Origin of the sequence: Rhizobium sp. GCM10022189 (assembly GCF_042656325.1) — a bacterium.
Lineage (GTDB): Bacteria > Pseudomonadota > Alphaproteobacteria > Rhizobiales > Rhizobiaceae > Rhizobium.
Window position 1 is genome coordinate 122,751 of record NZ_JBHSOR010000039.1, and the last position, 23,403, is coordinate 146,153.

A 23,403-nucleotide genomic window follows, 5' to 3' on the forward strand; every position below is an offset into this window, starting at 1 on the left:
GCGATGTTTTCTCATGACTACCTTCCTGTCATCGAATGCCAGGAAGATCTGGCCTACAAGCTCGCATGTTCGCTGATCGACATGCTGCCCTTCGTCGGGGAACCCCGTTATCCGGCACAGGCGCGTGCATGGCCTCGCCGTGGCGTCTTTGACGCAAGCGGCACGGCAATCGAAGATGTTCCTCCGGAGATCGAAAAGTTCTGCGACAGGATCGCCGCAAATCTGCTCGCTCACTCGGCCTTCGATATCTGGATCGAAGCAATCGGCGCCATCAAGCCGTATCTCAGGCTGCATTCGTAGCGGGCCGATCTGTTTCCGTCCCGGCTGATCTCTGCCGGGCCGATACAATATCCGCAATCTGACGTGAAAAGGGGGCGAGCCAATCGCTCCCTTTTTGTCGTTCCTTTGCCCGGCATGTCTCTTGAACGGCCGGCGTCAGGCGGCTCGGGCGTTAACGCCACCATCGCCACAGGTGATGATCTCCAGGCACCCTTTCTCCGACATCGATCAACTCCTGGTGAAGATTCTGTGAACCGCTGAATGCCGCCAGCGCGTTAATAATTAAGGTACCATTAGGTACTATAAATCATCCCGACGCCGAGAAGTCATGCCGCGGCAGCTTCCCGACTTCCTCCTGCCCGTGATGAATCGGTCCCGACCTGTCGGGACGATAGGCATGAAGCCGCTCAGCACGATCCGGCCGTTTCCGGAATGTCGAACTCAAACCTAGTTTAGACGGGCGATTTCACGATGACGAGCATCAATACCAACAATTCTGCAATGGCAGCCCTGCAGACACTGCGCACGATCAGCAGCAACATGCAGCAGACTCAAAACGCCGTATCGACGGGCTATCGCGTCGACAAGGCGTCGGACAATGCGGCCTATTGGTCGATTGCCACCACAATGCGATCCGACAATAAGGCACTTTCGGCCGTGTCCGACGCACTCGGCCTCGGTGCCGCAAAGGTCGATACCGCCTATACCGCCATGGACAGCGCGATCGACGTGGTTGACCAGATCAAATCCAAGCTCGTGGCAGCGACGGAAGAAGGCGTCGACAAGACGAAGGTCCAGGAGGAAATTTCGCAGCTCCAGGATCAGCTGCTCAGCGTTGCCCAGTCCGCCTCCTTCTCCGGCGAAAACTGGGTTGCCGGTGCTGACGGCACCAAGAGCGTCGTATCCTCCTTCGTCCGCGACGGCTCGGGCAACGTTTCGGTCAAGATGACCGATTATGTTCTGGACACGAGTTCCAACGGCAACGTCCTCTTCGGCATGACAACCAGCGGAACGATCGACACGTCGACGGGCATTCTCGGAACGGCCGATGCAAACGGCAATTCGGTCTTCTCGCTGGATATCACCAATTTCACCACCGGCCAGATCCAGTCCGCGCTTTCGACCGTCGAATCGGCACTCTCGGCCATGACGTCCGCCGGCGCTCAGCTGGGCTCGATTTCCACGCGCATCGGCAATCAGGAAACCTTCGTAAGCGCGCTCTCCGACTCAATCGATTCCGGTGTGGGCCGCCTCGTGGATGCCAACATGGAAGAGGAATCGAGCAGGCTGACGGCGTTGCAGACACAGCAGCAACTGGCCATCCAGTCGCTGTCGATCGCCAATTCCTCCTCGCAGAATATTCTGTCGCTCTTCCGCGGCTGATAATCGAGCAGCCGGGATATTGAGCAGGCGCCCCCAACGGGTGCACGATAGAAAGAACAGGCAAGCCCGGTCGCAATGGCTGGGCTTTGACCTTGCTGAACTGCGGCCTCGACCGGACCGCACCTCACATATCAATCTGGCCAGGCATATATGGCGGCTGGACGAGCGACGCCTTTCAGCGGAAAGGTGCCCGCTTCCTCGAAACGGCCTGGCGCCTGTGAAACGAAATCGGCTGATGCCAGCAGGCTGCGGCCAATGACATCCGCGAGTTTCTCCATGCGCGCCGCTTCGTTGACCGCCCTGCCGATGGCCGTGAAGTCCAGGCGACGGGCCGCGCCGACATTTCCATAAAAGACCTCGCCGACGTGAAGAACGATGTCGGCCAGCAATTCCGGCTCGCCCCTTTCCGCTCGCCGGCGATTGACCTCGGCATTGGCATCCATGGCAGTTCGCGCTGCCGAAAGCGCGCGCGAGCATGCCTCGGCCGGCCTGTCGATATCGGCAGGAAAGATGGCAAGCAGACTGTCGCCCATGAACTTCAGGATCTCACCGCCTTCTTGCTCGACCGGAGCGCCGATCGCCTCGAAATGCTCGTTGAGCCAGGCAACGATGCGGTCAGGCGCGTGTCTTTCGTTGAGCGACGTGAAGTTCTTGAGATCGGCCAGAAGGATCGCGGCGTAGATCGCGGTGCCGTCGCCGCGCCTTATGTGACCGCTCAGGATGCGGCCGCTGCTTCCGGCACCGGTATAGACTGCGAGCACATCGGCGGCGACGCGCGTGGTGGCGATCCGGCAACAGGTAAGGGTAAGGGCTGGCATCAGCTGCCGCAGTCCCGCGATCTGATGATCGGAAAAGCCCTCGGGCTGATCGACGGCCATGGAAAAGCTGACGCCCGCAAGCGCGGTGTCGCCAGGAAATCGCGCCAGTTTCATGAGGTAATCCGTGGCCCCGAGCTCGGCCAGCTCGGTCAGCAGCGGAATCGGCGGCGCGTCCGGTCCGGGCGGCAATTTCCAGCGGGCGTAATCGAGATCGTTCGTCAGGAGATAAGCAACGGGCGAGCGCTGGAACAGCTCTTGGCCCGCTGCGTCATGTCCTTGAATTTCCGTCAAAAAGCCTGAAGACCGGTACCATGCGACTGAAGACCCGCGTTGCAGGGGGTCGATCGACGGCATGGCAATCGAGGCACGAACAATCGAATATCCGATGTCCGTCAGCCGCTCAGCCACACCCTGCAGAACAGTTTCGATCGTATCGGTTGATAGTCCTTCGGCAATAATCCAGTCGATCAGTTCCTGCAAATGTGGCATGATATGTTCCCTTGGCCTCGGGGATGTGTGGAGGTCTGTCGTTCTACCGCATTTTCGTCAACCGTCCATCGGCCGCGTCATTCACGGACATGGGGCAGGAACGCAACGAAAAGACTTAGTGCTCGCGTCGGCAGCAGCAAAACGCATGGAACAAAATCAACGCATGCGCGTAATCCGTCTCTGGGACGCGAAGAACCTGTTATCGCCCTAACAAGAAGCACAACCAGATCGAGGAAGGAAAGGAACGTGTCAATGACCTCACGGAATGCTCGCGTTGTGCCGCATGACGATCACGTGGTCACGGCCAAGGAGGCCTTGGAGGGGCTTTATCTGAGGCTTGAAATGGAGGCGGAGGTCCGGCTTGTTGCCGCTGCCTTGCGCGCCGGCTGGACAGCGAACGAAGCGCTCGACGCGATCGATCAGCTACGAGCCGACGATATCAGGCACTAGGATTTTCTGAACCAGTTCCATGATGTAGCAGCGGGAGCCGCCGTTCCCGGGCCGAGGTCAGATCGCCACCAGGTGTCCCGGCGATACCGCCCGGTACTCAAGCTGCTTGATCTTGTAGTCGACGGGCCGGATGGGGCTCTTGATCTCGTCATTGGCGACTGACCGCTTTTCACGACGGCGATCGGGGTCCGGAACCGGGACGGCCGACATCAGCTTTTTGGTATAGTCGTGCTGCGGGTTGCCGAAGACGGCCGCGCGCGGGCCGATTTCGACGATTTCGCCGAGATACATGACCGCGACACGATGGCTGACACGCTCGACGACGGCCATGTCGTGGGAGATGAACAGGAAGGCGAGGTTGAGGCTTTGCTGCAGGTCCAGCATCAGATTGATGACCTGAGCCTTGATCGAAACGTCGAGCGCCGAGACGCTCTCATCCGCCACAATAACCTTCGGTTCCAACGCAAGCGCACGCGCAATGCAGATGCGCTGGCGCTGTCCGCCAGAAAATTCATGCGGGAAGCGCGAGGCCATGTCGGGCGTCAGGCCGACCTTGACGAGGAGGTCCGCAACGCGCTCCTTTGCCTGCCTTGTCGTTCCCATCCTGTGTTCGAGATAAGGCTCGGCAATGGCGTCGCCGACGCGAATGCGCGGATTGAGGCTGGCAAATGGATCCTGGAAGATCATCTGCACGGTCTTGCGCATCTCACGCATACCCGTCCTGTCGAGCGCCAGCACATCCTTGCCGTCGGCGATCACGGAACCGCTCTGCGCCTCTATCAATCGCATGATTGCGCGCCCGGTCGTCGATTTACCGCATCCGGACTCGCCGACGAGCGATAGCGTCTCGCCGGCATGGAGATCGAAGGAGACGTTCTCGACCGCGTGGACGCGGCCGGTCAACTTGCCGAACAGGCCGGAGTGAATATCGAAGCGCTTGGTGAGGTTCTTCACTTCCAGCACCGGGCGGGCTGCGGCGGCGACCGTATCGGCCGTCTGGACCGGCGCGATCGATTCACCCGTTGCCGTATTGACGACAGGAAAGCGCAATGGCCGCTCGTAGCCCTGCATGGAGCCGAGCACCGGTACTGCCGACAGCAGCGCCCGGGTATAGGGATGTTTGCCGCGATGGAAGATATCGGCGGTCGCTCCCGTTTCCACCTGCTCACCGCGATACATGACGACAGTGCGGTCGGCAATCTCGGCCACCACGCCCATGTCATGGGTAATGAACAGGACCGAGGTGCCCTCCTCTTCCTGCAGCATCTTGATCAGATCCAGGATCTGGCCCTGGATCGTCACGTCGAGCGCCGTCGTCGGTTCGTCGGCGATCAGCAGCTTTGGCCGCGAGGCAAGCGCCATGGCGATCATCACGCGCTGGCGCATGCCGCCGGAGAAGCGGTGCGGATATTCGTCGAAGCGCGAAGCTGCCGAGGGGATGCGCACCTTTTCGAGCAGCCGGATCGTCTCCGCACGTGCCTCGGCCTTCGACATGGACCGATGGCAAAGCAGGGCCTCCGAAATCTGGTCGCCGATGGTGAAGAGCGGATTGAGGCTCGTCATCGGCTCCTGGAAGATCATTGCGACATCGTTGCCGCGCACCTTGCGCATCTGATCTTCCGGCAAAGCCAGAAGATCGCGCCCGCCAAGCATGATCCTGCCTTCGATACGGCTCGAATCCGCCTGCAGAAGGCGCATGATCGACAGCGAGGTTACGCTCTTGCCGGAACCGCTCTCGCCGACGATGGCAACCGTCTCGCCCGGTGCGACATCGAAGGAGACGTTGCGAACGACCGGCCTCCAGGCACCATCGACCAGAAAGGATGTCGTCAGATTCTGGACGGAGAGAACGGGCTCTGCCGTTGCGATGGATTGTGCCGGGATGCTTGCCATGATCGCTTCCTCAATTTACGCCGGGTTTTCCGATCAGTCCGGCCACTTCAGCACGCCTTCGAAACGGCGCTTGCTGCGGTTTTCGATCGGCGTTGCGATGATCTCGTTGGAGGCGCGCGCCTTGTCGAGTTCTTCCACCAGGCGGCTCGCGACGATCTTTTCCTGACCCGGATGCAGGTTGCAGGGGTCGAGATAGAAGTAATGGTGCTCGACTTCATGGTCGCGCACGATGATCGGCGGAGAACCGCGTCCGAGCGCATCGGCGAGATCCCAGGCCGTTATATGCGCCTCCTCGGCATCGACGATCAGGCGCAGGCGGTCGAGCGGGTTGTTGGTCGGGTCCGGTTCGATCAGCGCGGTCACGCCGGGGCGGCCGTCGAGGGTCTGCTTCCAAAGATTGAGGTAGCTGGTCTCACGCTCGCGAATGCCGGCATGGTCGCGCTTTTCCCAGGCCCCCAGCGCCGCCATGACGCCGAAGATACTCTCCTTGCCGACCTTCATGCCGCGGCCGATACCCATATTCTGCAGGAAGGCGTTGCGCACCAGTTCCTTTCTGCCGGCAACGATGCCCGAGGTCGGGCCGCCCAGGAACTTGTGGCCGGAATAGAGCGCCACATCGGCCCCCTGCTCCAGGAAGATGCGCAGATCATATTCAGAGGCTGCATCGACGATGACGGGAACGCCCTTCGCATGGGCGATTTCGACGAATTCCCTGAGGTTGAGCAGGCCGTAATCGACAACGTGATGCGAGACGACATAGACGGCGGCGGCCGTCTTCTCGGTAATCGCATGCTCCATATGGAAGCGATGCGTGGAGGTCGCCTGACCGATCAGCACGACCTTGCCGCCGGCGAGGCGGATCGCCTGATCGACCGGCGCGCCGTAGCTGACGACGTGGCCCATCTGGACGAGAACTTCATTCTTCTCTGGAACCACATCCGGCAGTTTCTCAATAGCGAGAAGATTATTGCCGGTGATCGCGCCGGCGACAGCGAGCGAAATGCCGGCGGAGCAGGATGCGGTGACGAAGCCCGCCTCGCCGCCGGTCAACCGGGCAATGACCGCGCTCGCCTTGCGCTGGAGGTCGTTGATCTCCACGAATTGCGGCAGGATCGACGACATGGCAGCAATGGCCTCGGGAACGACGATCGATGCGCCGAGGCTGGTCATCGTGCCGGAAACGTTGATGACCGGACGAAGGCCGATCGATGTGCGGATGTCCTCAGACATGGGTATCTCCAATTTCAATCTGTTGCGCCGGAACAGTCACAGGCATCCTCATCAATCCCTGAGCGCGACGATAGCCTCGATTTCGACGGTGATGTTGCCTGGCAGCGATCCGAAGCCGACGGCCGAGCGGGCATGTTGGCCGACCTCCTCGCCGAAGACCTCGATGAAGAGATCCGAGCAGCCGTTGATGACGGCCGGGTGATCTGCGAAATGGGGCACCGCATTGACCATGCCAAGCAGCTTGACGACGCGTTTGACGCGCGAAAGATCGCCAAGCGCCTCATGCATGACGGACAGCAGATTGATGCCGGTCAGTTTCGCATGGCCGTAAGCAGCCTCGACGCCGATCTCGGCCCCGACCTTGCCGACATGCATGAAGCCGTCCGCTTCACGAGGTCCCTGCCCCGACAGGTAGAGCATGTTGCCCTCCTGTACATGGGTGACGAAATTGGCGATCGGCGGCGGCGGAGCCGGAAGCTTGATGCCGAGAGCGGCAAGCCGCTCGTAGGGCGACGTGCCGATGGTGCCGGCGGTGGCGGAAGACTGGTTCACGCAAACTCCTGTCATGCGAATTGCTTGTGAATGACCGGAACGATCACCGGTAGGAATAACCGTGGCTGTGGCGCACCAGCTTGCGGGCGCGGGGCACATAGCGGCTCGATGTGAAGACCTCGCTGCCGAGCACGGCATAACGCGGCTCGAAAAGCTTGTTCAGCACAGAGACGTCGCCGTTGGAATCGGTCGCCTCCAGATCGGAATCGACGAGGTCGAAGATCGTAAACTCGGCCTGAGCGCCAACCGTCAGCCGGTTTTCCATCGACAGCTTGATCACCGATGCCGGCGCATGAGTAACGGCATCGATCACTTTGTCGAAGGGCATGCCGACCGAGAGCAGCTTCGACATGGTCGTTGCCAGGTCCCAGACCGGGAAGTTCATCGAATGGCCATGCAGGTCCGTGGAGATCGAGTGGGGCAACAGGCCGCGGGCAATGGCGGCCTCCGCCACCTTGAACGAGAAGGATGCGCCGCCGTGGCCGATATCGAGACGGATGCCTTCGGATGCGCAGCGTTCGGCAAGATTGAAGAGGTCTTCGTCTTCCATGATGCTGGAACCGGCCTTGCCGTTGAAGCAGTGTGTGACCACATCGCCGGGGCCGAGGATCTCCAGCACCTCGTCATAAAGTGCCGGCGGCTCGCCGACATGCACCATCATCGGCACCTTGAGGATCTTGGCGATCTTCTTGCCGAGCTTGACGGGGGTGACACCCCAGGAGCCGGTGATCACGTGGCTGGCGCGCACCTTGATGCCGACGATGTGCTCGCTGTTTTCGGCGTAGCACTCGAGGATGCGGTCAAGGTCGATATCCCTGATGTCGCGCAGTTCCGCGACACGATTGCAGGCGACCAGACCAATGGAACCGAGGTTGAGGAAGGCCTTGATGCGCTCCTTCGACGGCTCGATGATATATTCGCGGAAACCGTGGAAATTGGCCTCACCGGCAGAGCCGGCGTCCACCAGCGTCGTCACACCCCGCTCGACGCCGCATTCGGACGGGCGGATCGAGATGTCGGTGCCGCCGTGCCAGATATGCACATGCAGATCGACCCAGCCGGGCGAAACGAAGGCGCCCTTGCCGTCAACGCGCGTCACGTCGTCGGCCACAGCCAGGGACGGGCCGAACTTGGCGATCTTGCCATCGGCATCGACCAGAATGTCGATTGCCCCATCGGGCGTGCCGGCGCCAAAGCCGACAGGCTTTACGCTGGTGAGAAGGAGCGGCTTGCCCGCTGTTTCACCGGTCATCTAAAGGTCCTTTCGAAGTTTGGGATCGAGCATGTCGCGCAGACCGTCACCGACCATCTGGAGCGAAAGCACGGAGAGAATGATGGCGACACCCGGAAACAGCGTCATCCAGTCGGCCTGACCGATATATTGCCGGCCGGCGGCTATCATCGTGCCCCAGGTCGGAATTTCCGGGCTCACGCCGAGACCGAGGAAGGACAGGCCCGCCTCGGCGAGCATGGCGCTCGCAAAGAGGAAAGTCGATTGCACCATGATGGGGGAGAGCAGGTTCCTCAGCACATGCCGCGTCATGATATGGAAAGTCGAGATGCCGAGCGCCTGCGCCGCCTCGACATAGGGCAGCTCGCGAATGACGAGGGTCGAGGCACGCACGATACGGGCAAGACGCGGGGCATAGACGATCGACAGCGCGATGATGACCGTCGTCAGCGACGGGCCGAGGGCAGCGACAAGCGCGATCGCCAATAGGATGTCCGGAAAAGCCATCATCGCATCGATCAGGCGGGCAATCGGCGTATCGAGATTCTTGAAGAAGCCGGCGAGCAGACCGAGCGTGACCCCGATCGCGGCCGACAGCGCCACGACGGCAGCGCCGACGAGCAGCGACAGGCGACCGGCAAAGATGGTGCGCGACAGCACATCCCGGCCGAACTCGTCGGTGCCGAAGAAGTAGGTGTCGCTCGGCGGTTTCAGGCGGTTGACGATCGAAAGCTTCGACGGCGAATAGGGGGCGACCCAGGGCGCCAGGACCGCCAGCAGCACGAAGACCAGCAGGATCAGCAGGCCGACGGCGACCGTCTTGCGCTTCAGCAGGCGGCGGATGGACTTGCGGCCTTCGTTCTCGGCCGGTTTGATCGCGATATCCGTCATCAGTAGCGCACCCTCGGATCGACGAGCAGGTAAAGCATGTCGATCGCAAAATTGATCAGGACATAGAGCGCTGCAATCACCAGAAGCGCCCCCTGGATGACCGGATAGTCGCGACGCAGAACCGCCGACACGACGAGATTGCCGACGCCCGGAAGACCGAAGACGGTTTCCGTCACCACGGCGCCGGAAATCAGCACCGCGGCGGTGAGGCCGAGAACGGTGAGGATCGGGATCAGCGCATTCTTCAGGGCATGTTTGAGGATCACCCGGCGCTCGACCAGACCCTTGGCGCGGGCGGTGCGGATGTAATCGTCGCCGAGCACATCGAGCATCGAGGCACGGGTGAAGCGCAGGATAAGTGCCGAGGAGACGATGCCGAGCGCAAAGGCAGGCAGCGTCAGGTGATACATGCGATCGAGAAAAGTCGCGCCCGGTCCGCCATAACCGGAGACCGGAAACAGGCCGAAGCGAACCGCAAAGACCTGCATGAGAATGAGGCCGAGCCAGAAGCTCGGAATGCTTGCTGCAAACATCGCCAGCGTGGTTGCCGCCTGATCGATGAAGGAACCGCGGCGATAGGCAGCGTAAATGCCGATCGGCAGTGCGATGATGCCGGCGATGACAAGCGAAAAGATCGTCAGGAAAAAGGTCGGCTCGGCGCGATCGAGCAGTGCGGATGTCACCGGCATGTTGAGGAAGATCGACTGCCCGAGATCACCCTTCAGGAGTTGGCCGATATAATAGAGATATTGCACGCCGATCGATTTATCGAGGCCAAGGCTGGCGCGCAGATCGGCAATGTCCTGCGGCGTCGCATCGGGACCGAGCATGACGGCTGCCGGATCGCCGGGAGTGACGCGCACGATGACGAAGACGATCGTGACGACGAGGAACATCACGACGATCATGCCAAGCAGGCGCTGGAAAATGTAACGTATCATGAAGTCTGTCCCGGTGCCGGCGGGGCACGATGGAAGAAGGATACCGGAGCAGGCGCGCCGGTATCCCGCGATAGAAAGCGTTACTTCTTGATGGACGCGTTCCAGAAGTAAGGCCACGGAGCCGGATCGACACCTTCGAGCTTGGTCGATTCCGCCGACACGGCGTTGAAATCGCCGATCTTCATGTAGGGCACTTCGTCATACATGGCCTTCTGCACATCGGCCCAAAGGGCTACGCGCTTCTGCGGATCGACCTCGGAGGTAAAGGCATCGACGACACTCTTGCGGGTCGGCGTATCCCACCAGCCGGGCGAGCTCGGAGACAGGGACCCGATCAGCGCCGGCTCCGGCAGGAAGGGGCTGTGGCTGATATAGATATCCCAGAGCTTCGGATCGGTACGGCGCTGCGTCAGCGTTGCCCAATCGACGACCTGCAGATCGACGGCAAAACCGGCGGCCTTGAGATATTCGGCCGCGACCTGCGCCATCTTGTAGTGGAACTCATACTGGCGGCTGGTCAGGATGCGGATCGGCTCGCCATTGTAGCCGGCCTTTTTCGCGGCGGCGGCAGCGCCTTCGGAATCGCCGACATTGTAATTGCCCTCGACACCCGCATTCGTGTTCCAGGCATAGGGCTTGGGATAGATGTCGCCGTCAAGCGCATAGAAATCCGTGCTGCCGAAGGCTGCGGCGAGCATGTCTTCCATGCTCAGAGCCTGGCGGATCGCCTTGCGGATCTCGACGTTCTTGGCAAGGCCCTCCTTCGTATTGAAGACAAAGACCGGGTAGCCGAAAGGCTTCAGGATGACCGGCTGCGAGGCAGTCGATGCCTTCAGCTTGTCGAAGGATTCGACCGGGATCGAATCGACATAATCGTACTGGCCGGAAACGGCCGCCTCGACGCGGGTGTTCGCGTCCGGAACCGGCACGAAGCGGATTTCGTCGAGATACTGGTGGCGAGCGCCGCCGTAACCGTCGCTTTCGCCGTCGCGAGACTTATAGCCATCGAAACGGACGAGCTGGATATATTGGTCCGCCTTGCGTTCCTTCAGCATGTAGGGACCGGTACCGATGAATTCCTTCATCGGCTCATCCTGCTTTTCCGAGGGGATGATGATGGCGGCGGAATTGTTGAAGGCGAGCAGCGAAGTCAGCGGCGCATAGGGCTGCTTCAGCGCGATCTTGACAGTTGCCGGATCGACGGCGGTGATGGAATCCACGAAGCCCGCAACCTGCTTGCCGCGCGAAGCGATCTTCATCCAGCGGTTCAGCGAAGCGACGACATCCTCCGAAGTCATGTCGGAATTGTCATGGAACTTGATGCCGGTGCGCAGCTTGATCGTATAGGTCTTACCGTCAGCACTGATTTCCGGCAGGCTTTCAGCCAGAAGCGGCGTGACGTTCCACTTCTTGTCGAAAGTGTAGAGCGTTTCGAAAATGTGCTGCGTGACGATGCCGACGAGGTCGGCGGTCGAGGACATCGGGTCAAGCGTCGGCGGTTCGCCGATCGTCGCGACGTTGATAACGCCACCCTTTTCCTGGGCCAGCAAAGTTGTCGGCAGAGCGACCAGCGCCGTGCCGAGAAGGAATGCGACAAGTGTCTTCATTTCATGCTCCCGGTTTAATGTTCCACAATTATGTTATACCGATTTTTATAATAGAATAACGACGGAAGTGGTCCTGTCAATCGGGAAAGTGGCTCCATCGGTGGAAATGAAGAGGGCGCACAAAAACGGCCGAGTCGTTCGCCCGGGACGCCGTGTGACCGAAGACTGTCAGAATAGAAGCTGCGCCCGTCAGCGACGGCAAGCCACGTGATCTCTAATGCCCGTCGGGCGGAACGTCGGCTCTGGACGTCGTTTCCACCATATTCTTGCGATGGAAAATGAAGAGGCCTGCGAGAACGATGATGACGGAGCCTGCCAGGATCTGGCTGTCGGGCAGTTCGTCGAAGAAAACGTAGCCAAGTACGATTGCCCACAGGAGCAGGCTGTATTGCAGCGGCGCAAGCAGAGAAGCAGGCGCAAGCTTCAGCGCGCGTGTGATCATCATATGGGCGCTGCCCGCTACGATGCCGAGCGCCAGCATCGCGAGGAAGTCGAGGACGGACATGGCGCGCCAGTGGCCGGCGCCAAGAAGAAGCCCCGTCACGAGGGCGCCAACCGTCTGCCATGTCACAAGCGTGGCATCGCTCGTCTGTCGCAACCGGCGGCCGAGGATCAGCGTCAGCGCGAAGCAAAGGCTGCCGATCAGGCCGAAGATCGATGGCCAGGATAACATGGCGGTCGAAGGTCTTAGCGCAATCACGACGCCCACAAATCCCAGGATGACAGCGAGCCAGCGGCGCCAGCCGATCGTTTCGCCAAGAAAGAAGTGCGAGAGAGCGGCCACATAGATCGGGCCGGCCATATAGAAGGTCATGACGTCTGCGAGCGGAAGGTAGGCGACCGCGGCATAGAAGAAGGCAACATCGCCTGTCGTCAGGATCACCCTGAGGATCTGCAGGGATACACGCTCGACCCGAAACAGCGAGTGAGGTCCCTTTCTGGCAATGATCGGCGCAAGGATCAGAAATGAGCCGAGCGAACGGATCACCAGGACCTGACCGACTGAAAAGCTCGCCACCAGCCATTTGCCCATGGCGTCGTTCAGCGAGAACAGGAAATCGCCGAGAAGCATCAGCAGCACGCCGAAGAGTACCGTGTTTGCCCCGGTGCGGCTGATGCGCAAAATCATGATTCGTTCCAGTCGGTTAGGCTTTCCGCCTGGCATAGAACCTCATCCCGACGCCGTCGATTCCCGCGGATGATTTTCATGGCCGATCTCTGATCGTCGAGAGGCGTTCGATGCCTGTCCGCCGCCGTCAGCGGCAATCGAACTCTGCGACACGGCCGTTAAAGTGATACTTTAAGAACCGCAGAGCAACCGGTATCAATTGTCGCCGCGATCACGTTGAAAAGACTACACACTTCTCCCCTTCCCCGCGTGATCTTCTTGTGGCAATGGTGATATTCGAGCTGCATAAAGACACCATGAAAGCGATTTCCGGGACCAATCTCGAGCAGGCCAAGTCACACAACAGGCGTGTCGTGATTGAGGCCATCCGTACCAACGGCCCGCTGTCGCGCGCCGCAATTGCCCGCATGACCGCGCTGACGGCGCAGACGGTCTCCAATATCGTTGAGGAATTGCAGCGTTCGCACCTGCTCGTGCCTGCCAAGGCGCAGAAACTGGCTCGTGGCCAGCCGATTATTCCCTATTCGATCAACCCGCACGGGGCCTATTCGATCGGGCTTGAACTTGGCCCCCGGCGCGCCAGCGGCGTACTGACCGATCTCTCGGGCGCCGTTTGCGCCCGCATTGAACGTCATGTCGAATATCCCGATCCTGAACGGGCGATGTCGGTACTGGGAGCTATCGTGGAGGATCTGCAGCAGGCCTTCGCTTTTGACCGCGATCGGCTGCTCGGTGTCGGCATGGCGCTGCCGGGACGTTATGCGGATGGGGGCGTGACGTCGCTCAGCCCGCAAAACCTGCCTGGCTGGCAGGATTTTCCCGTCGGTTACGAGCTGGAGCGGCGCGTGAAAGTACCCGTGCTGGTCGAGAACGACGCAACGGCGGCGGCTATCGGCGAGCGCCTGCATGGTGTTGCCCGGGGCTTCGGCAGTTTCGTCTATCTCTTCCTCGCCGGCGGCGGCGGCATTGGCGCCGGCATGTTCCTCGATGGACATCTCTACAAGGGCAGCAGGCACAATGCCGGCGAGATCGGCCATATCATCGTCGAGCCGCACGGCCGGCTCTGCGGCTGCGGCAAGCGTGGCTGCCTCGACCGCTATATCTCCGCAACGGTTGCCTATGAATTCATGGGCATAGAGAATGCGCGGGAACTTTCACCTGAGGATCTCGACACCCATATTGCGATGAACGGCGAAGGTCTCAACGCCTGGCTGGATCAGGCCGTGCAGCCGCTGCGGCAGACCATCGATTTCCTCGAACTCGCTTTCGACCCGCAGACCATCGTGCTTGGCGGCACTATCTCCAGCCTGCTGATGCGCCGGCTTGCCGAGCGACTGGAGCCCCTGCACCTACCGATCGATCCGACCGAAGAGAGAAGCGTTCCGCGCGTCATGATCGGCGCAACCGGCAGGGATACCGCCATTCTCGGCGCTGCTGCCCTGCCGATCTTTTCGGAGACCAATCCCCGTTTCGACGTATTGCAAAAGCCGGTCGGTTAGCCCACGCCTCGCTCGAGGCGCAGCCCCCCTGTCAGGATTGCTGCAGACCGTAGAGAAGCGGCATCAGGCCGGCAAGCGCCCTGAAGCGCTCCCAGGATTTGGCGGACGGCTTCGTCCATCCAGTTTCGGCAAGGGCCGACAGGCGGGGGAAAACGAGCCGGTCGAAAACGGCGCGATCGGTCATCGGCTCGGACCAGATGCAGGCCTGAATGCCGCGAAGCTTCTGCTTTTGCGTTTCCGTCCAGCCACCGACCGGGTCGAACCTGTAGATCTTTTCTGCATCCGACGTGCCGGCCCAGCTGGCGCCCGGTTCATCCCAGTCAGGCCGCAGCGCCATGTCCAGATAGTAGACCTGCCCGGGGCAGACGACGATCTCGTAGCCACGGTTGGCAAGTTCTGCAGCGACTTCGACATTGCGCCAGCTGCAAAGATAACTCTTCGATTTATCGATGACGTCGCCGTGCGCCGCCTCTTCCCAACCGCCGGTAATGCAGCCCCTGGAGGCAAGGAAACGCTGGACCCGCTCAAGGAACTCGGCCTGCAGGACGGCCGCGCCCGATCCATGGATATCATCGGCACCATGCGTATTGGTGATGACGTTCAGGCGCCTGGCATGCGCATCGGCAACCTCGTCACCGGCGAGCGAACGCAGCTTTGCGAGCGCCTCCGGTGAGCCGGACCACGCGCCGAGCGGCACTTCGTCGGCACCGATGTGGATGGTTTTGAAGGGGAAAAGCTCGATGAGTTCCGAAAAGATCGTTTCGATGACTTCGTAGGTCTTTTCGCGGGCGGGATTGATGCAATTGTCCGGGAAGCCCTGGACGGAATAGTAGCTGCCGGCCTCCTGCGGATCGCGCAGTTCCGGTATGGCCTGCAGCATGGCGTAGCAATGGCCGGGTATGTCGATCTCCGGCACGATCTCGATGCCGAAACCCTGCGCATAGGCGACAATTTCGCGAATGGCAGCCTTGGTATAGTAGCCGCCGGTACGGGCCGGGCTCGAGCCGAGCAACGGCGGCAGGGCAAGATCATGGCCACGCCATGCGCCGATTTCGGTCAATGCCGGATAGGCATCGATCTCCACGCGCCAGGCCTCGTCGTCCGAGAGGTGCCAGTGGAAGCGGTTGAGCTTGTTCCAGGCAAGCACCGCCATCAGCTTCTTGATTTCCGCCTCACCATAAAACTGACGGGCGACATCGAGATGCAGCCCGCGCCAGCCCATCGACGGCTCATCGACAATCTCGCCCGAGGCCGGAAACTGGAAGGTCCGCGGATGCAGGCGCGCGCCGCGCCAGATCTGCCCGAGCGTCACGAGGCCATAAAGGAAGCCTGTCTGGCTCGCTGCCTCGACGGTGATAGCCGCCCCTTCGAAACTCAGCCGATAGGCTTCAGGGCTATAGCCGGCAGCCTTCTTCAGAGTAACGGTCGCAGCTCCCTCCGCTGCTGTGCGGATGATCCCTTCGACGGCGAAGAGATGATCGACCAATGCCTTGAAACGGCCGGCCGCCACCTTCGCATCCGGATCGTCGGTCTGCAGGGCAAAGCCCGCCGGCAACGGTTGACGCGACGCGACGGCGACATGGTTCGGCCAGGGGATAATCGAAACCGGCACCGGCACGCTCGCGGGCACCGGATAAACCTCCGCACCGCGCTTCAATGGCGCGTTGCTGGCGGAAGAGCGCGTGGGCTCGAGGCCGAGCGAAACGGTGCTGCCATCGGCAAGGGCCAGATAGGCGCTGGTTGCGCCATCCGTCCAGTGACGGAACTGCCAGCTCAGGGCATGGACCGATATCGTCCAGGTTTCGCCCTTGTTGAGAACGAAGCCTTCCGGCGGATAGAACTCGGTGAAATTCGACAGCCTTTTCGAAACCGTCGCACCCTCGACGCGACCGGCAGGATCGACCCGTCCTGGCCCGCTGACACAGAGCGAGAAGCCGGAAAGCGGCTCGGCGGCCAGGTTCTTGAGTTGCAGAACGTAGGAGAAATCCTTGCCATCGGCTGGAGGGTTCCAGAAAGTCTCGAGCCGCAGGGCCTGATATCGCGGTGTGGACATGATCGTTTCCTTCTATTCGGATTGTCTCTGTGAGGACGGGAGCATGCCGGCATAAATGCCCGGAGCGGAATCGGGGATGGGCGTGGCGCCGACGGCTTTCTGTCGGGAGGAGGAGCCGACACTGCCGATGATCGTATGCCCGTAGCCCGTCGTCTTCACGGCAGAGCGCAACTCCCTGCCGATGTCGCGCAGGCTTTCATCGACACCGGTCGGCCCGAGGAAATCAGGTGCGGTCGCTTCATGGCAGGAAAGCCGACGAGCGTGATTTCGCGCGTGGCGATGGCCCATTTTTCTGCATTTCCTGCTTCTCATTTCTGGATTCAATCAAATTGATTTAATCAAGCTAGCGCAGGATTTCCGGCCGGGTCAATCGGGTGGAGACCAAGAATCTCTTGCTTCAACAATGAAGCTTCCCGGAGACGACGCACAAGTTGATTGCCAGCAACACACCACGCCGGAAAATAAATCATCATACTTATTGTGCGGCGCGAAAAGCCTGGCGCAAGCGCCGTCGGCGAGACTAGACCCGTTAAAACGTTGATTGTTCGATCTATATTGAAGTCATGACGGCTTGCTTTTCAACACGATCAGCCGTCCAGCTCTGCTGGACGGCTATTCTGTCGTTCACAAGCTCAGATCGGCTTCTTAAAGGCCGACCGGGAAACCTTCAAACGGCTTGATCTCCTTGAGAACGAAGGTGGTCTGCATTTCCTTGATGCGCGGCAGACGACGCACGACCGACATGGCAAAGTCGGCATAGGAATCGAGGTCGGGAGAAACGACCTGCAACAGAAAATCCGAGTCGCCGGCAATACTGTAACAGGCGACAACCTCCTCCAATCGTGCAACTTCGGCAGCGAAGGCGTCTGCTTCGGCCTCGTTATGGCTGTCGATCTTCACTCGGATGAAGGCAAGGACCCCGAGCCCGAGCTTGCGCCGGTTGAGATCGGCCCTATACCCCTGGATCACGCCCGCCTCTTCGAGCTGACGCACTTTTCGCCAGCAAGGAGAGGTCGATGTGCCGACGCGCTCGGACAGCTCCTGATTGGTCAGCCGGCCCTCAGCCTGCAGGCTCGAAAGGATCTTCAGCTCGACCGGCTCGAATGTCGCCATCGGTAATACCTACCCCGAGATCACGAATATCAGGTCAATTCTACCAAATATCGGCATTGGGTCGCAATATCAGACAGGATTCTTCTGCGTCGATCGTTTAGCCTGTCGCCATCGCAATCTCAGGTCCTTCCGATGCTCTCCGATATTCGCATTGCCATTGTCGTCGATCCCAAACTCCCGCCAGCCCTCATTGCCAACACCGTCAGCGCCATTGGCATAGGCATGGGCGCCAAGATGCCTCTCCTCGGCGCCGAAAGATTGAGTGACCGGGCCGGCAGGACCACGGATATCGTCTCCAACCGACCCGTGCCGATCCTGCAGGCCGATGGACAGACGATCCGCCAGATCATGCTCAAGGCACTCGACCAAAAGGAGGAACACGCCATGGTGCCGTTCCCCGGTTTTGCGCGGTCACTGCATGATTATACCGACTATCAACGCAGCTTCCCGGACAGGGACTTGAGCGATGAAGAGATTGACGGGCTCGGCCTTGCCGGGCCAGCGAAATGGGTGAGGTCGCTGACCGGTTCCTTGAAACTGTTGCGATAGATCCAACAGGATTTGTTGTCGCCCAATCGCCGGCTTCAAACTTCCAATCGAGATGATCGGGCTCTGGAGAGGGGCCGGCGTTCCCTCAGAACATCCGCTGGACGGCGTTCTCAGGAATTTGCAATGGTTCGGCAAGCGCTTCCACTCCGACATGCGGGCCGACGCCCTGCTCTTTCAATGGCACCCCGCGCGGATCGTCGCCATCGATCCGCGCTTCGCGCCTGCCGGGCTTGTGACCAGGCTTGTGCCAATCGGACGACCTCCCTTGCCGGGAGCCTGAAGGCCTTATCTCCGATCGATCCTTGCGGCCTAGAATTTGACATTCAGACCCATTCTTCCCGTCAGGGCATAGCTGTCCCCAACATCGTTTAGGCTGGTGTCGACCGTGGCCTCGCCATATACAGCATATTTGTTATCGCCCCAATTGTAGGTACCGCCAAGACCGAGGCCGCCCCAGAGCGGGTCCTGTTCGCTGGCGAGCCTGACGCCGGAAAGCGTGACCTCCGTGTCCGATTGGAAATTGTAGTAGAGGTTCGCGATACCATAGGCATGCAGACGGTTTGTCTGGCCCGTGTCATCAATCCAGCCAGCCTCGTAGTCGGCGGAGATACCGAGGCGTCCCCTGAGGTTGTGGGCCTCCGTTTGGGAAACTGTGCTGCCGAAAACATCGGTGAAGTCGTCATAGTCGACTGCCGAGTAGGTCAGCTGCGCCTGGGGAGTAACGGACCAGCTGGCGCCGAGCGCAATCTGTTGGCCTGCTTCCAGCCCGAATGCATAGCCAAAGCCATCATTGCCGGAAACAAGACCCATCCCGGCAGTGGAGGAGGACAGATCGCTGTCGTACCAGGTGGCGTTCGCCTGGGCATCGAGATAGAAGCCTGTTTTCCCATACCACGTCATCGATCCGCCGACGCCATAGCCCGAGCTGTTGATCGAGCCGTTGCCAAAACTCGAAGACACATCGGCGGAGATGGTGCCGTAGCGCGCCGAGATACCGCCGGTGAGATCGCCTGCGTCTCTGGAATAGAGCTGACCATCCGCCCCGACCTGCAATTGCCAGATATCTGCGTCGTAGTTGGCCCCGGTTGTCGCATTCACTGGATCGATGCTGGTATGGCGGCCAAAGATGCGTCCCCACACGCCGCTTCCAGCACCGTCGGCATTATTGGGCGGCGTGTTCGCCGCGATAGCGCTGCTGGGCCACGAGCGGTTGCCCAGGCGCTGTTGCAGCGTGTCGAGTTCATTGAAGCTCTGCAACACGCCGGCGTAGGCCTCGTAGACGGGAGCGCCCGGCTGGTAGAGCGGAGACACGGAATTCAACAGGGCCGAGCGCAGATACCAGTCACCGTCGGTGGGTGTGCTGACGCCACCCTGATAAAGGCGATAGGCATAGGCGCCTGCAACGACGGCCGGGTCGCCCTCGAACGTGTAACTGCCCAAGAGCGTGAAGTTTCCGTTCGATATTCCGCCGACATCGACGATCTTGATGCCTTCGACGGTTTGCGCGCCGAGGCCGCCCAGATTGATCACATGGACATTGGTGTTGCCGGACGTGTTTCCGGTAACGACCAGCTTATCGGCAGCGGAGCTGTCGTCTCCGAGCATTGTCTCGATTTCCAGGGTGCCGCCATTGCCGATATAATTGCCGGAAACAGTCAGCGTGCCGATCGAATTGCCGGGCGCAATCACACCGCCTGTGAAGTTGGTGGTGCCTCCAACCTGGCCAATGCCCTGAAGCCGCCCGCCTCTGACCTCCATCGCGCCGCCAAGAATACCGTTGACCGAAAGGATGCCGTTCTGGACCTGTGAGACGCCGACAAGGCCTGAACTATCGGCCGTGAGGATAGTCCGCCCGCTCCCGATCTGGTGGACCCCTCCCGTTCCAGTGATAGTCCCGCCGAATGTCACGACATCCGAGCGGTTGAAGGCCAGGATGCCGTCATCGGTCACGTCGCCAAGGATCGAGCCCGTCGTTCCGCCGTCGCCGAGCTGCAACGTGCCGTCGATGATGGTCGTGCCACCACCATAGATGTTTTCCCCGGTCAGGGTGAGGGTGCCCAGGCCGTCCTTTGTCAAGCGGCCGACGCCGGAAATGACTGGAGCGATGCCAATGTCATGGCCGTCGGTATCGATGATGCCACCACCAGCCCCCAACTGCACCTGCTGAGTGCCATAGTTGGAAAAGAACGCGGCATTGTCATCGATGGCTCGCACGATGCCCCCATCGAGCGTGAGATCCGCGGTTCCCATGCCGCCCCGAAATCCACTGGTCTCCAATACCCCACGAGCACCCGGCGTGCCGTTAATGTTCAGCGTTCCGATTGCATCAGTTGCCGAAACACCGAGCCAAACCCCGGTCTTCGCGAACACCCGCCCTCCGTCGTCAATGATCATCGAGCCGACGCCGAAATGCCCCAGGGTGAGGTTAAAATCCGTCACCTGCCAGCTGGAGCCATTCCCCGTCACGGTGACACTTCCATCGCTGCCGACACTGGCGCCGACATAGCCTTGGTTGCTGATGACGGCAGCGCCGTTCTCGACGCGCATAGTACCCGTAGCGAAGCTCCCGACCGTCAGCTGTCCCGTGTTGACCCAGCTCGAGCCTGGGCCAGTCACGACCACATCGCCAGTGTCTGAATCGCCGACGATACCCAATGTGTTCGAGACACTACCGCCGTCTTCGATACGCAGGCTTCCGTTGTCGATGGTCAGCCGTCCGGTATTTTCCCAGGACGACCCAGGCCCTGAGACCAATGCACTGCCGTGGAAAGATTGGCCAAGAATAGCATCGGTGTTGACGACAACCTTGCCACCGCCGAGGATATTCAGTGTGCCGGTCCCGCCATCTCCGACCGCGAAATAGTCGTTGTTGATCCAGGTTGATGCATTGCCGCCAGCGTCGGTGCCTGAGATGGTGGCAATGCCACCGACGACGCCGCTGCTGTTGGTGACAAGGCCGCCATCCTCAATAGTGAACGATCCCCCATCCGTGCGGGTTTCCGTGGTCGTCAACGTGGATCCTGTCCCGGTTACGGTTACCGTCCCTCCAGATACTATGGAGACATTGTCGCCTTCAGCGGCGTTGCCGGAAATCACGGCATGGCCGGAATTGACTTCAATGGATGTTGAGGCACCCGGGACGGCCGAGGTGTCCCAGTTTCCGGCGTCGAACCAATCGTCGTTCCCGGCTGCGCCGGTCCAGGCGGTCTGCGCCAAGGCAGGATATGCGGTGCCAGCCATCAAGCAGCCAAGCAACGCAACGCGCGGCAGGCGGAGCTTGTACCATCTGTTGGCTGGTTCACATCCGGCTCGCACCCGCATGGGTGAGTTTGGCAACAAGCACCAAGTGCAAGCCGCCTGGATCGGCGATTGATGAAAAAAGTCCCGCGGGATCGCGGCAACCGGAGTGAATCCCGGGTTTTTCGTTGAACCCTGGAATTTGCGCATCTTCCTTCTCCGTAACACCGGGTCTAAAAGGACGCGAAACAAAACCTCGCAGAATGACAGCATCTTTGGGTTAAACGAGGATAAATTACGGGTTGTATTTTTTGCGCGACTATCTTTAGCCGGCCTCCAGTCCTGAACGGTCATTCTCACGAAAGCGCTGACGCCCTTGTTGCGCGCGATCCTCCCCCTAAAATATCCGGGATACCGCGTCGCGCGCCCGGCCGGCGCAGAGCAAACTGGGGAGGAAGCGATGCAAGAGGCTCTCGTCGTTCGTCGCGAAACACATCTTTCCGCGCCGCCTGCGGCAGTGTTCGCCCTGTTGACGGATCCGGAAAAGATCCTCCGCTGGATGGGAACGGAGGCGGAGATCGAGCCGCAGCCGGGGGGACTCTATCTCGTCAACGTGACCGGTGCACGTTTCGCTCGCGGCTCTTTTCGCGAAGTCGTGCCGGTCCACCGTCTGGCCTACAGTTTCGGCTGGGATGGCAGCGAGGTGGTGCCGCCGGGCTCGAGCCTTGTGGAGATCGATCTGATCGAACAGCCGCATGGAACGCTCCTGCGCCTGACTCATACCGGGTTGCCGAATGCCGAGCAATGCGCCGGCCATGCCGAGGGCTGGGCTCACTACCTTGGCCGGCTGAGCACCGTGGCGGCCGGACACGACCCCGGTCCTGATCCCTTCCATGGCAGGAAGTGACCGATCTTTTCAATTGAAGAAGAAGTGGGCCGGCGGACCGTTGTGGCCATGCGGCTGACATCAGACGGCCGGTATGGCATGATCGGACATGGATTTACCCGCCCATCTCGCCTGGCTGATCGATGAGGCCAGCGCCTCGCCGAGCCCCGAACAATTCATAGCCGAGCTTGGCCGCCAGTTGCTCGCCGTCGGCCTGCCGCTTGCAGGCGGCGGCCTCACCCTCGCCGTTCCGCACCCGATCATTGCGCACCGCACCTGGTTGTGGCGGGCGCAGACCGGCGCCGTCATCGAAGCGCTTGATTTTGGCGGCAGCCCGACCAACAAGGCTGCCGGTGACTGGCTCGCCGGGCTTGGGCCGACATACGAAGGAAGGATCGGTCAGGGCTCCGACGGTTCGATATTGGGCTGGGCCGGATCGCGTGCGTTTGATCGCAGCGAGGAGGATCACTTGCTGCAGGTCGCGCGCTTTGCCGCGGCCCCCTTGGCTGCACTGGCCGCACGAACGGCGCTGACAACCCTGCTTGAGGCCTATCTCGGCCGACGCAGTGCCGCGCAGGTGCAGGCCGGGGCGCTCGGCCGCAGCAGCGGTGAAACCATTCGTGCCGCTTTGCTCTGCGCCGATCTGCGCGATTTCACGGCGCTCTCCGAAGCGACCGAGCCCTCCCTCATGATTGCCACCCTCGATGCCTGGTTCGACCGTGTGGCCGGCGCAGTGCACGCTTTCGGGGGCGAAGTGCTGAAGTTCATCGGTGACGGTGTTTTGGCGATCTTTCCCGTGACCGGAACTCCCGGTGAGGCCTGCGATGCTAGCCTGCGCGCCGTTGCCGCCGCCCGTGCGGGCATGGCCCATCTCGATACGGCACGACAGGCACAGGGCCTGCAGCCGCTGCCCTTCGGCATGGCGCTGCATTTTGGCGAAATGCTCTGGGGCAATATCGGTGCGGCAGACCGGCTGGACTTCACCGCCATCGGCCCCGCCGTCAACCTTGTCAGCCGGCTGGAGGGGCTCTGCAAGACCCTTGGCTATCGTGTGCTGATATCAGGTGCGCTGGCCGCGCAGACGACCATGCAGCTCGTTCCCCTCGGCGAACACCGCCTGCGTGGCATTGCCGATCCCTGCGCCGTCTTCACGCTGCCGACGGACTGAACGAC

The 23,403-nt window shown here is 60.8% G+C and carries 20 protein-coding genes and 1 pseudogene; 8 read left to right on the plus strand and 13 right to left on the minus strand.

Features of this window, described 5'->3' with window-relative positions:
- Positions 1–3 precede the first annotated feature (3 nt).
- Both ACFPWW_RS15600 and ACFPWW_RS15605 read left to right on the plus strand, forming a co-directional pair.
- Positions 4–300 carry a hypothetical protein gene (locus ACFPWW_RS15600; protein ID WP_377312424.1) on the plus strand — a complete coding sequence of 99 codons (297 nt, stop codon included), beginning with the start codon at positions 4–6 and terminating at the stop codon, positions 298–300.
- Between the two features lie 450 nt (positions 301–750).
- The gene (locus tag ACFPWW_RS15605; protein WP_112570063.1) at positions 751–1,662 is read left to right on the plus strand and encodes a flagellin; all 912 of its coding nucleotides are present in this window, start codon (positions 751–753) and stop codon (positions 1,660–1,662) included.
- A gap of 131 nt (positions 1,663–1,793) precedes the next feature.
- Here the strand turns inward: ACFPWW_RS15605 and ACFPWW_RS15610 are convergent, their stop codons facing one another.
- Positions 1,794–2,969, minus strand: a complete 1,176-nt coding sequence (locus ACFPWW_RS15610) for an adenylate/guanylate cyclase domain-containing protein (RefSeq protein ID WP_377312425.1) — start codon at positions 2,967–2,969, stop codon at positions 1,794–1,796.
- A 252-nt stretch (positions 2,970–3,221) separates the two neighbouring features.
- On the opposite strand from ACFPWW_RS15610, the gene ACFPWW_RS15615 reads away from it, so the two are divergent.
- Positions 3,222–3,419, plus strand: a complete 198-nt coding sequence (locus tag ACFPWW_RS15615; RefSeq protein ID WP_112570059.1) for a hypothetical protein — start codon at positions 3,222–3,224, stop codon at positions 3,417–3,419.
- 57 nt (positions 3,420–3,476) lie between these two features.
- On the opposite strand, the gene ACFPWW_RS15620 is transcribed toward ACFPWW_RS15615, so the two are convergent.
- The 8 genes from ACFPWW_RS15620 to ACFPWW_RS15655 form a co-directional block, all read right to left on the minus strand.
- Positions 3,477–5,312, minus strand: a complete 1,836-nt coding sequence (locus ACFPWW_RS15620; RefSeq protein WP_377312426.1) for an ABC transporter ATP-binding protein — start codon at positions 5,310–5,312, stop codon at positions 3,477–3,479.
- 33 nt (positions 5,313–5,345) lie between these two features.
- Positions 5,346–6,542 (minus strand): aminotransferase class V-fold PLP-dependent enzyme, encoded by a 1,197-nt coding sequence (locus ACFPWW_RS15625; protein WP_377312427.1) that lies wholly within the window; start codon positions 6,540–6,542, stop codon positions 5,346–5,348.
- Between the two features lie 51 nt (positions 6,543–6,593).
- The gene (locus ACFPWW_RS15630) at positions 6,594–7,109 is read right to left on the minus strand and encodes a RidA family protein (RefSeq protein ID WP_112570053.1); all 516 of its coding nucleotides are present in this window, start codon (positions 7,107–7,109) and stop codon (positions 6,594–6,596) included.
- A 28-nt stretch (positions 7,110–7,137) separates the two neighbouring features.
- Complete coding sequence (locus ACFPWW_RS15635; protein ID WP_112570051.1) at positions 7,138–8,346, minus strand: amidohydrolase/deacetylase family metallohydrolase; 1,209 nt, start codon at positions 8,344–8,346, stop codon at positions 7,138–7,140.
- Positions 8,347–9,216: an ABC transporter permease gene (locus ACFPWW_RS15640; protein ID WP_377312428.1), complete on the minus strand. Its 870-nt coding sequence runs from the start codon at positions 9,214–9,216 to the stop codon at positions 8,347–8,349. It abuts the gene before it with no gap.
- Entirely contained in the window at positions 9,216–10,157 is a 942-nt protein-coding gene (locus ACFPWW_RS15645) for an ABC transporter permease (protein ID WP_377312430.1), read from the minus strand. The genes ACFPWW_RS15640 and ACFPWW_RS15645 overlap by 1 nt, the downstream gene beginning before the upstream one ends.
- Positions 10,158–10,237: 80 nt before the next feature.
- Positions 10,238–11,764 carry an ABC transporter substrate-binding protein gene (locus ACFPWW_RS15650; RefSeq protein ID WP_112755571.1) on the minus strand — a complete coding sequence of 509 codons (1,527 nt, stop codon included), beginning with the start codon at positions 11,762–11,764 and terminating at the stop codon, positions 10,238–10,240.
- A 214-nt stretch (positions 11,765–11,978) separates the two neighbouring features.
- A complete protein-coding gene (locus ACFPWW_RS15655) occupies positions 11,979–12,893 on the minus strand; it encodes a DMT family transporter (protein WP_377312431.1) in 915 nt (304 codons plus the stop codon).
- A gap of 296 nt (positions 12,894–13,189) precedes the next feature.
- Between ACFPWW_RS15655 and ACFPWW_RS15660 the strand changes: the two genes are divergently transcribed.
- On the plus strand, positions 13,190–14,392 hold the full coding sequence (locus ACFPWW_RS15660; protein WP_112753705.1) for an ROK family transcriptional regulator: 1,203 nt from the start codon (positions 13,190–13,192) through the stop codon (positions 14,390–14,392).
- Positions 14,393–14,423: 31 nt separating this feature from the next.
- Here ACFPWW_RS15660 and ACFPWW_RS15665 read toward each other — a convergent pair whose 3' ends face one another.
- From ACFPWW_RS15665 to ACFPWW_RS15675, 3 genes are all read right to left on the minus strand, one after another.
- Complete coding sequence (locus ACFPWW_RS15665) at positions 14,424–16,445, minus strand: beta-N-acetylhexosaminidase (protein ID WP_377312432.1); 2,022 nt, start codon at positions 16,443–16,445, stop codon at positions 14,424–14,426.
- A 12-nt stretch (positions 16,446–16,457) separates the two neighbouring features.
- Positions 16,458–16,733 carry a hypothetical protein gene (locus ACFPWW_RS15670; protein ID WP_377312433.1) on the minus strand — a complete coding sequence of 92 codons (276 nt, stop codon included), beginning with the start codon at positions 16,731–16,733 and terminating at the stop codon, positions 16,458–16,460.
- Positions 16,734–17,090: 357 nt separating this feature from the next.
- Positions 17,091–17,558: an Lrp/AsnC family transcriptional regulator gene (locus ACFPWW_RS15675; protein WP_112570039.1), complete on the minus strand. Its 468-nt coding sequence runs from the start codon at positions 17,556–17,558 to the stop codon at positions 17,091–17,093.
- A gap of 132 nt (positions 17,559–17,690) precedes the next feature.
- On the opposite strand from ACFPWW_RS15675, the gene ACFPWW_RS15680 reads away from it, so the two are divergent.
- Both ACFPWW_RS15680 and ACFPWW_RS15685 read left to right on the plus strand, forming a co-directional pair.
- Positions 17,691–18,107 (plus strand): DUF2000 domain-containing protein, encoded by a 417-nt coding sequence (locus ACFPWW_RS15680; RefSeq protein WP_377312434.1) that lies wholly within the window; start codon positions 17,691–17,693, stop codon positions 18,105–18,107.
- Between the two features lie 10 nt (positions 18,108–18,117).
- A pseudogene (locus ACFPWW_RS15685) lies at positions 18,118–18,366 on the plus strand (GXWXG domain-containing protein); the annotation flags it as partial.
- Positions 18,367–18,416: 50 nt separating this feature from the next.
- On the opposite strand, the gene ACFPWW_RS15690 reads toward ACFPWW_RS15685, so the two are convergent.
- Positions 18,417–21,554: an autotransporter outer membrane beta-barrel domain-containing protein gene (locus tag ACFPWW_RS15690; RefSeq protein ID WP_377312435.1), complete on the minus strand. Its 3,138-nt coding sequence runs from the start codon at positions 21,552–21,554 to the stop codon at positions 18,417–18,419.
- A gap of 250 nt (positions 21,555–21,804) precedes the next feature.
- Between ACFPWW_RS15690 and ACFPWW_RS15695 the strand changes: the two genes are divergently transcribed.
- Positions 21,805–22,251, plus strand: a complete 447-nt coding sequence (locus ACFPWW_RS15695) for an SRPBCC family protein (protein ID WP_112755561.1) — start codon at positions 21,805–21,807, stop codon at positions 22,249–22,251.
- An 88-nt stretch (positions 22,252–22,339) separates the two neighbouring features.
- The gene (locus tag ACFPWW_RS15700; protein ID WP_377312437.1) at positions 22,340–23,398 is read left to right on the plus strand and encodes an adenylate/guanylate cyclase domain-containing protein; all 1,059 of its coding nucleotides are present in this window, start codon (positions 22,340–22,342) and stop codon (positions 23,396–23,398) included.
- Positions 23,399–23,403: the final 5 nt, after the last annotated feature.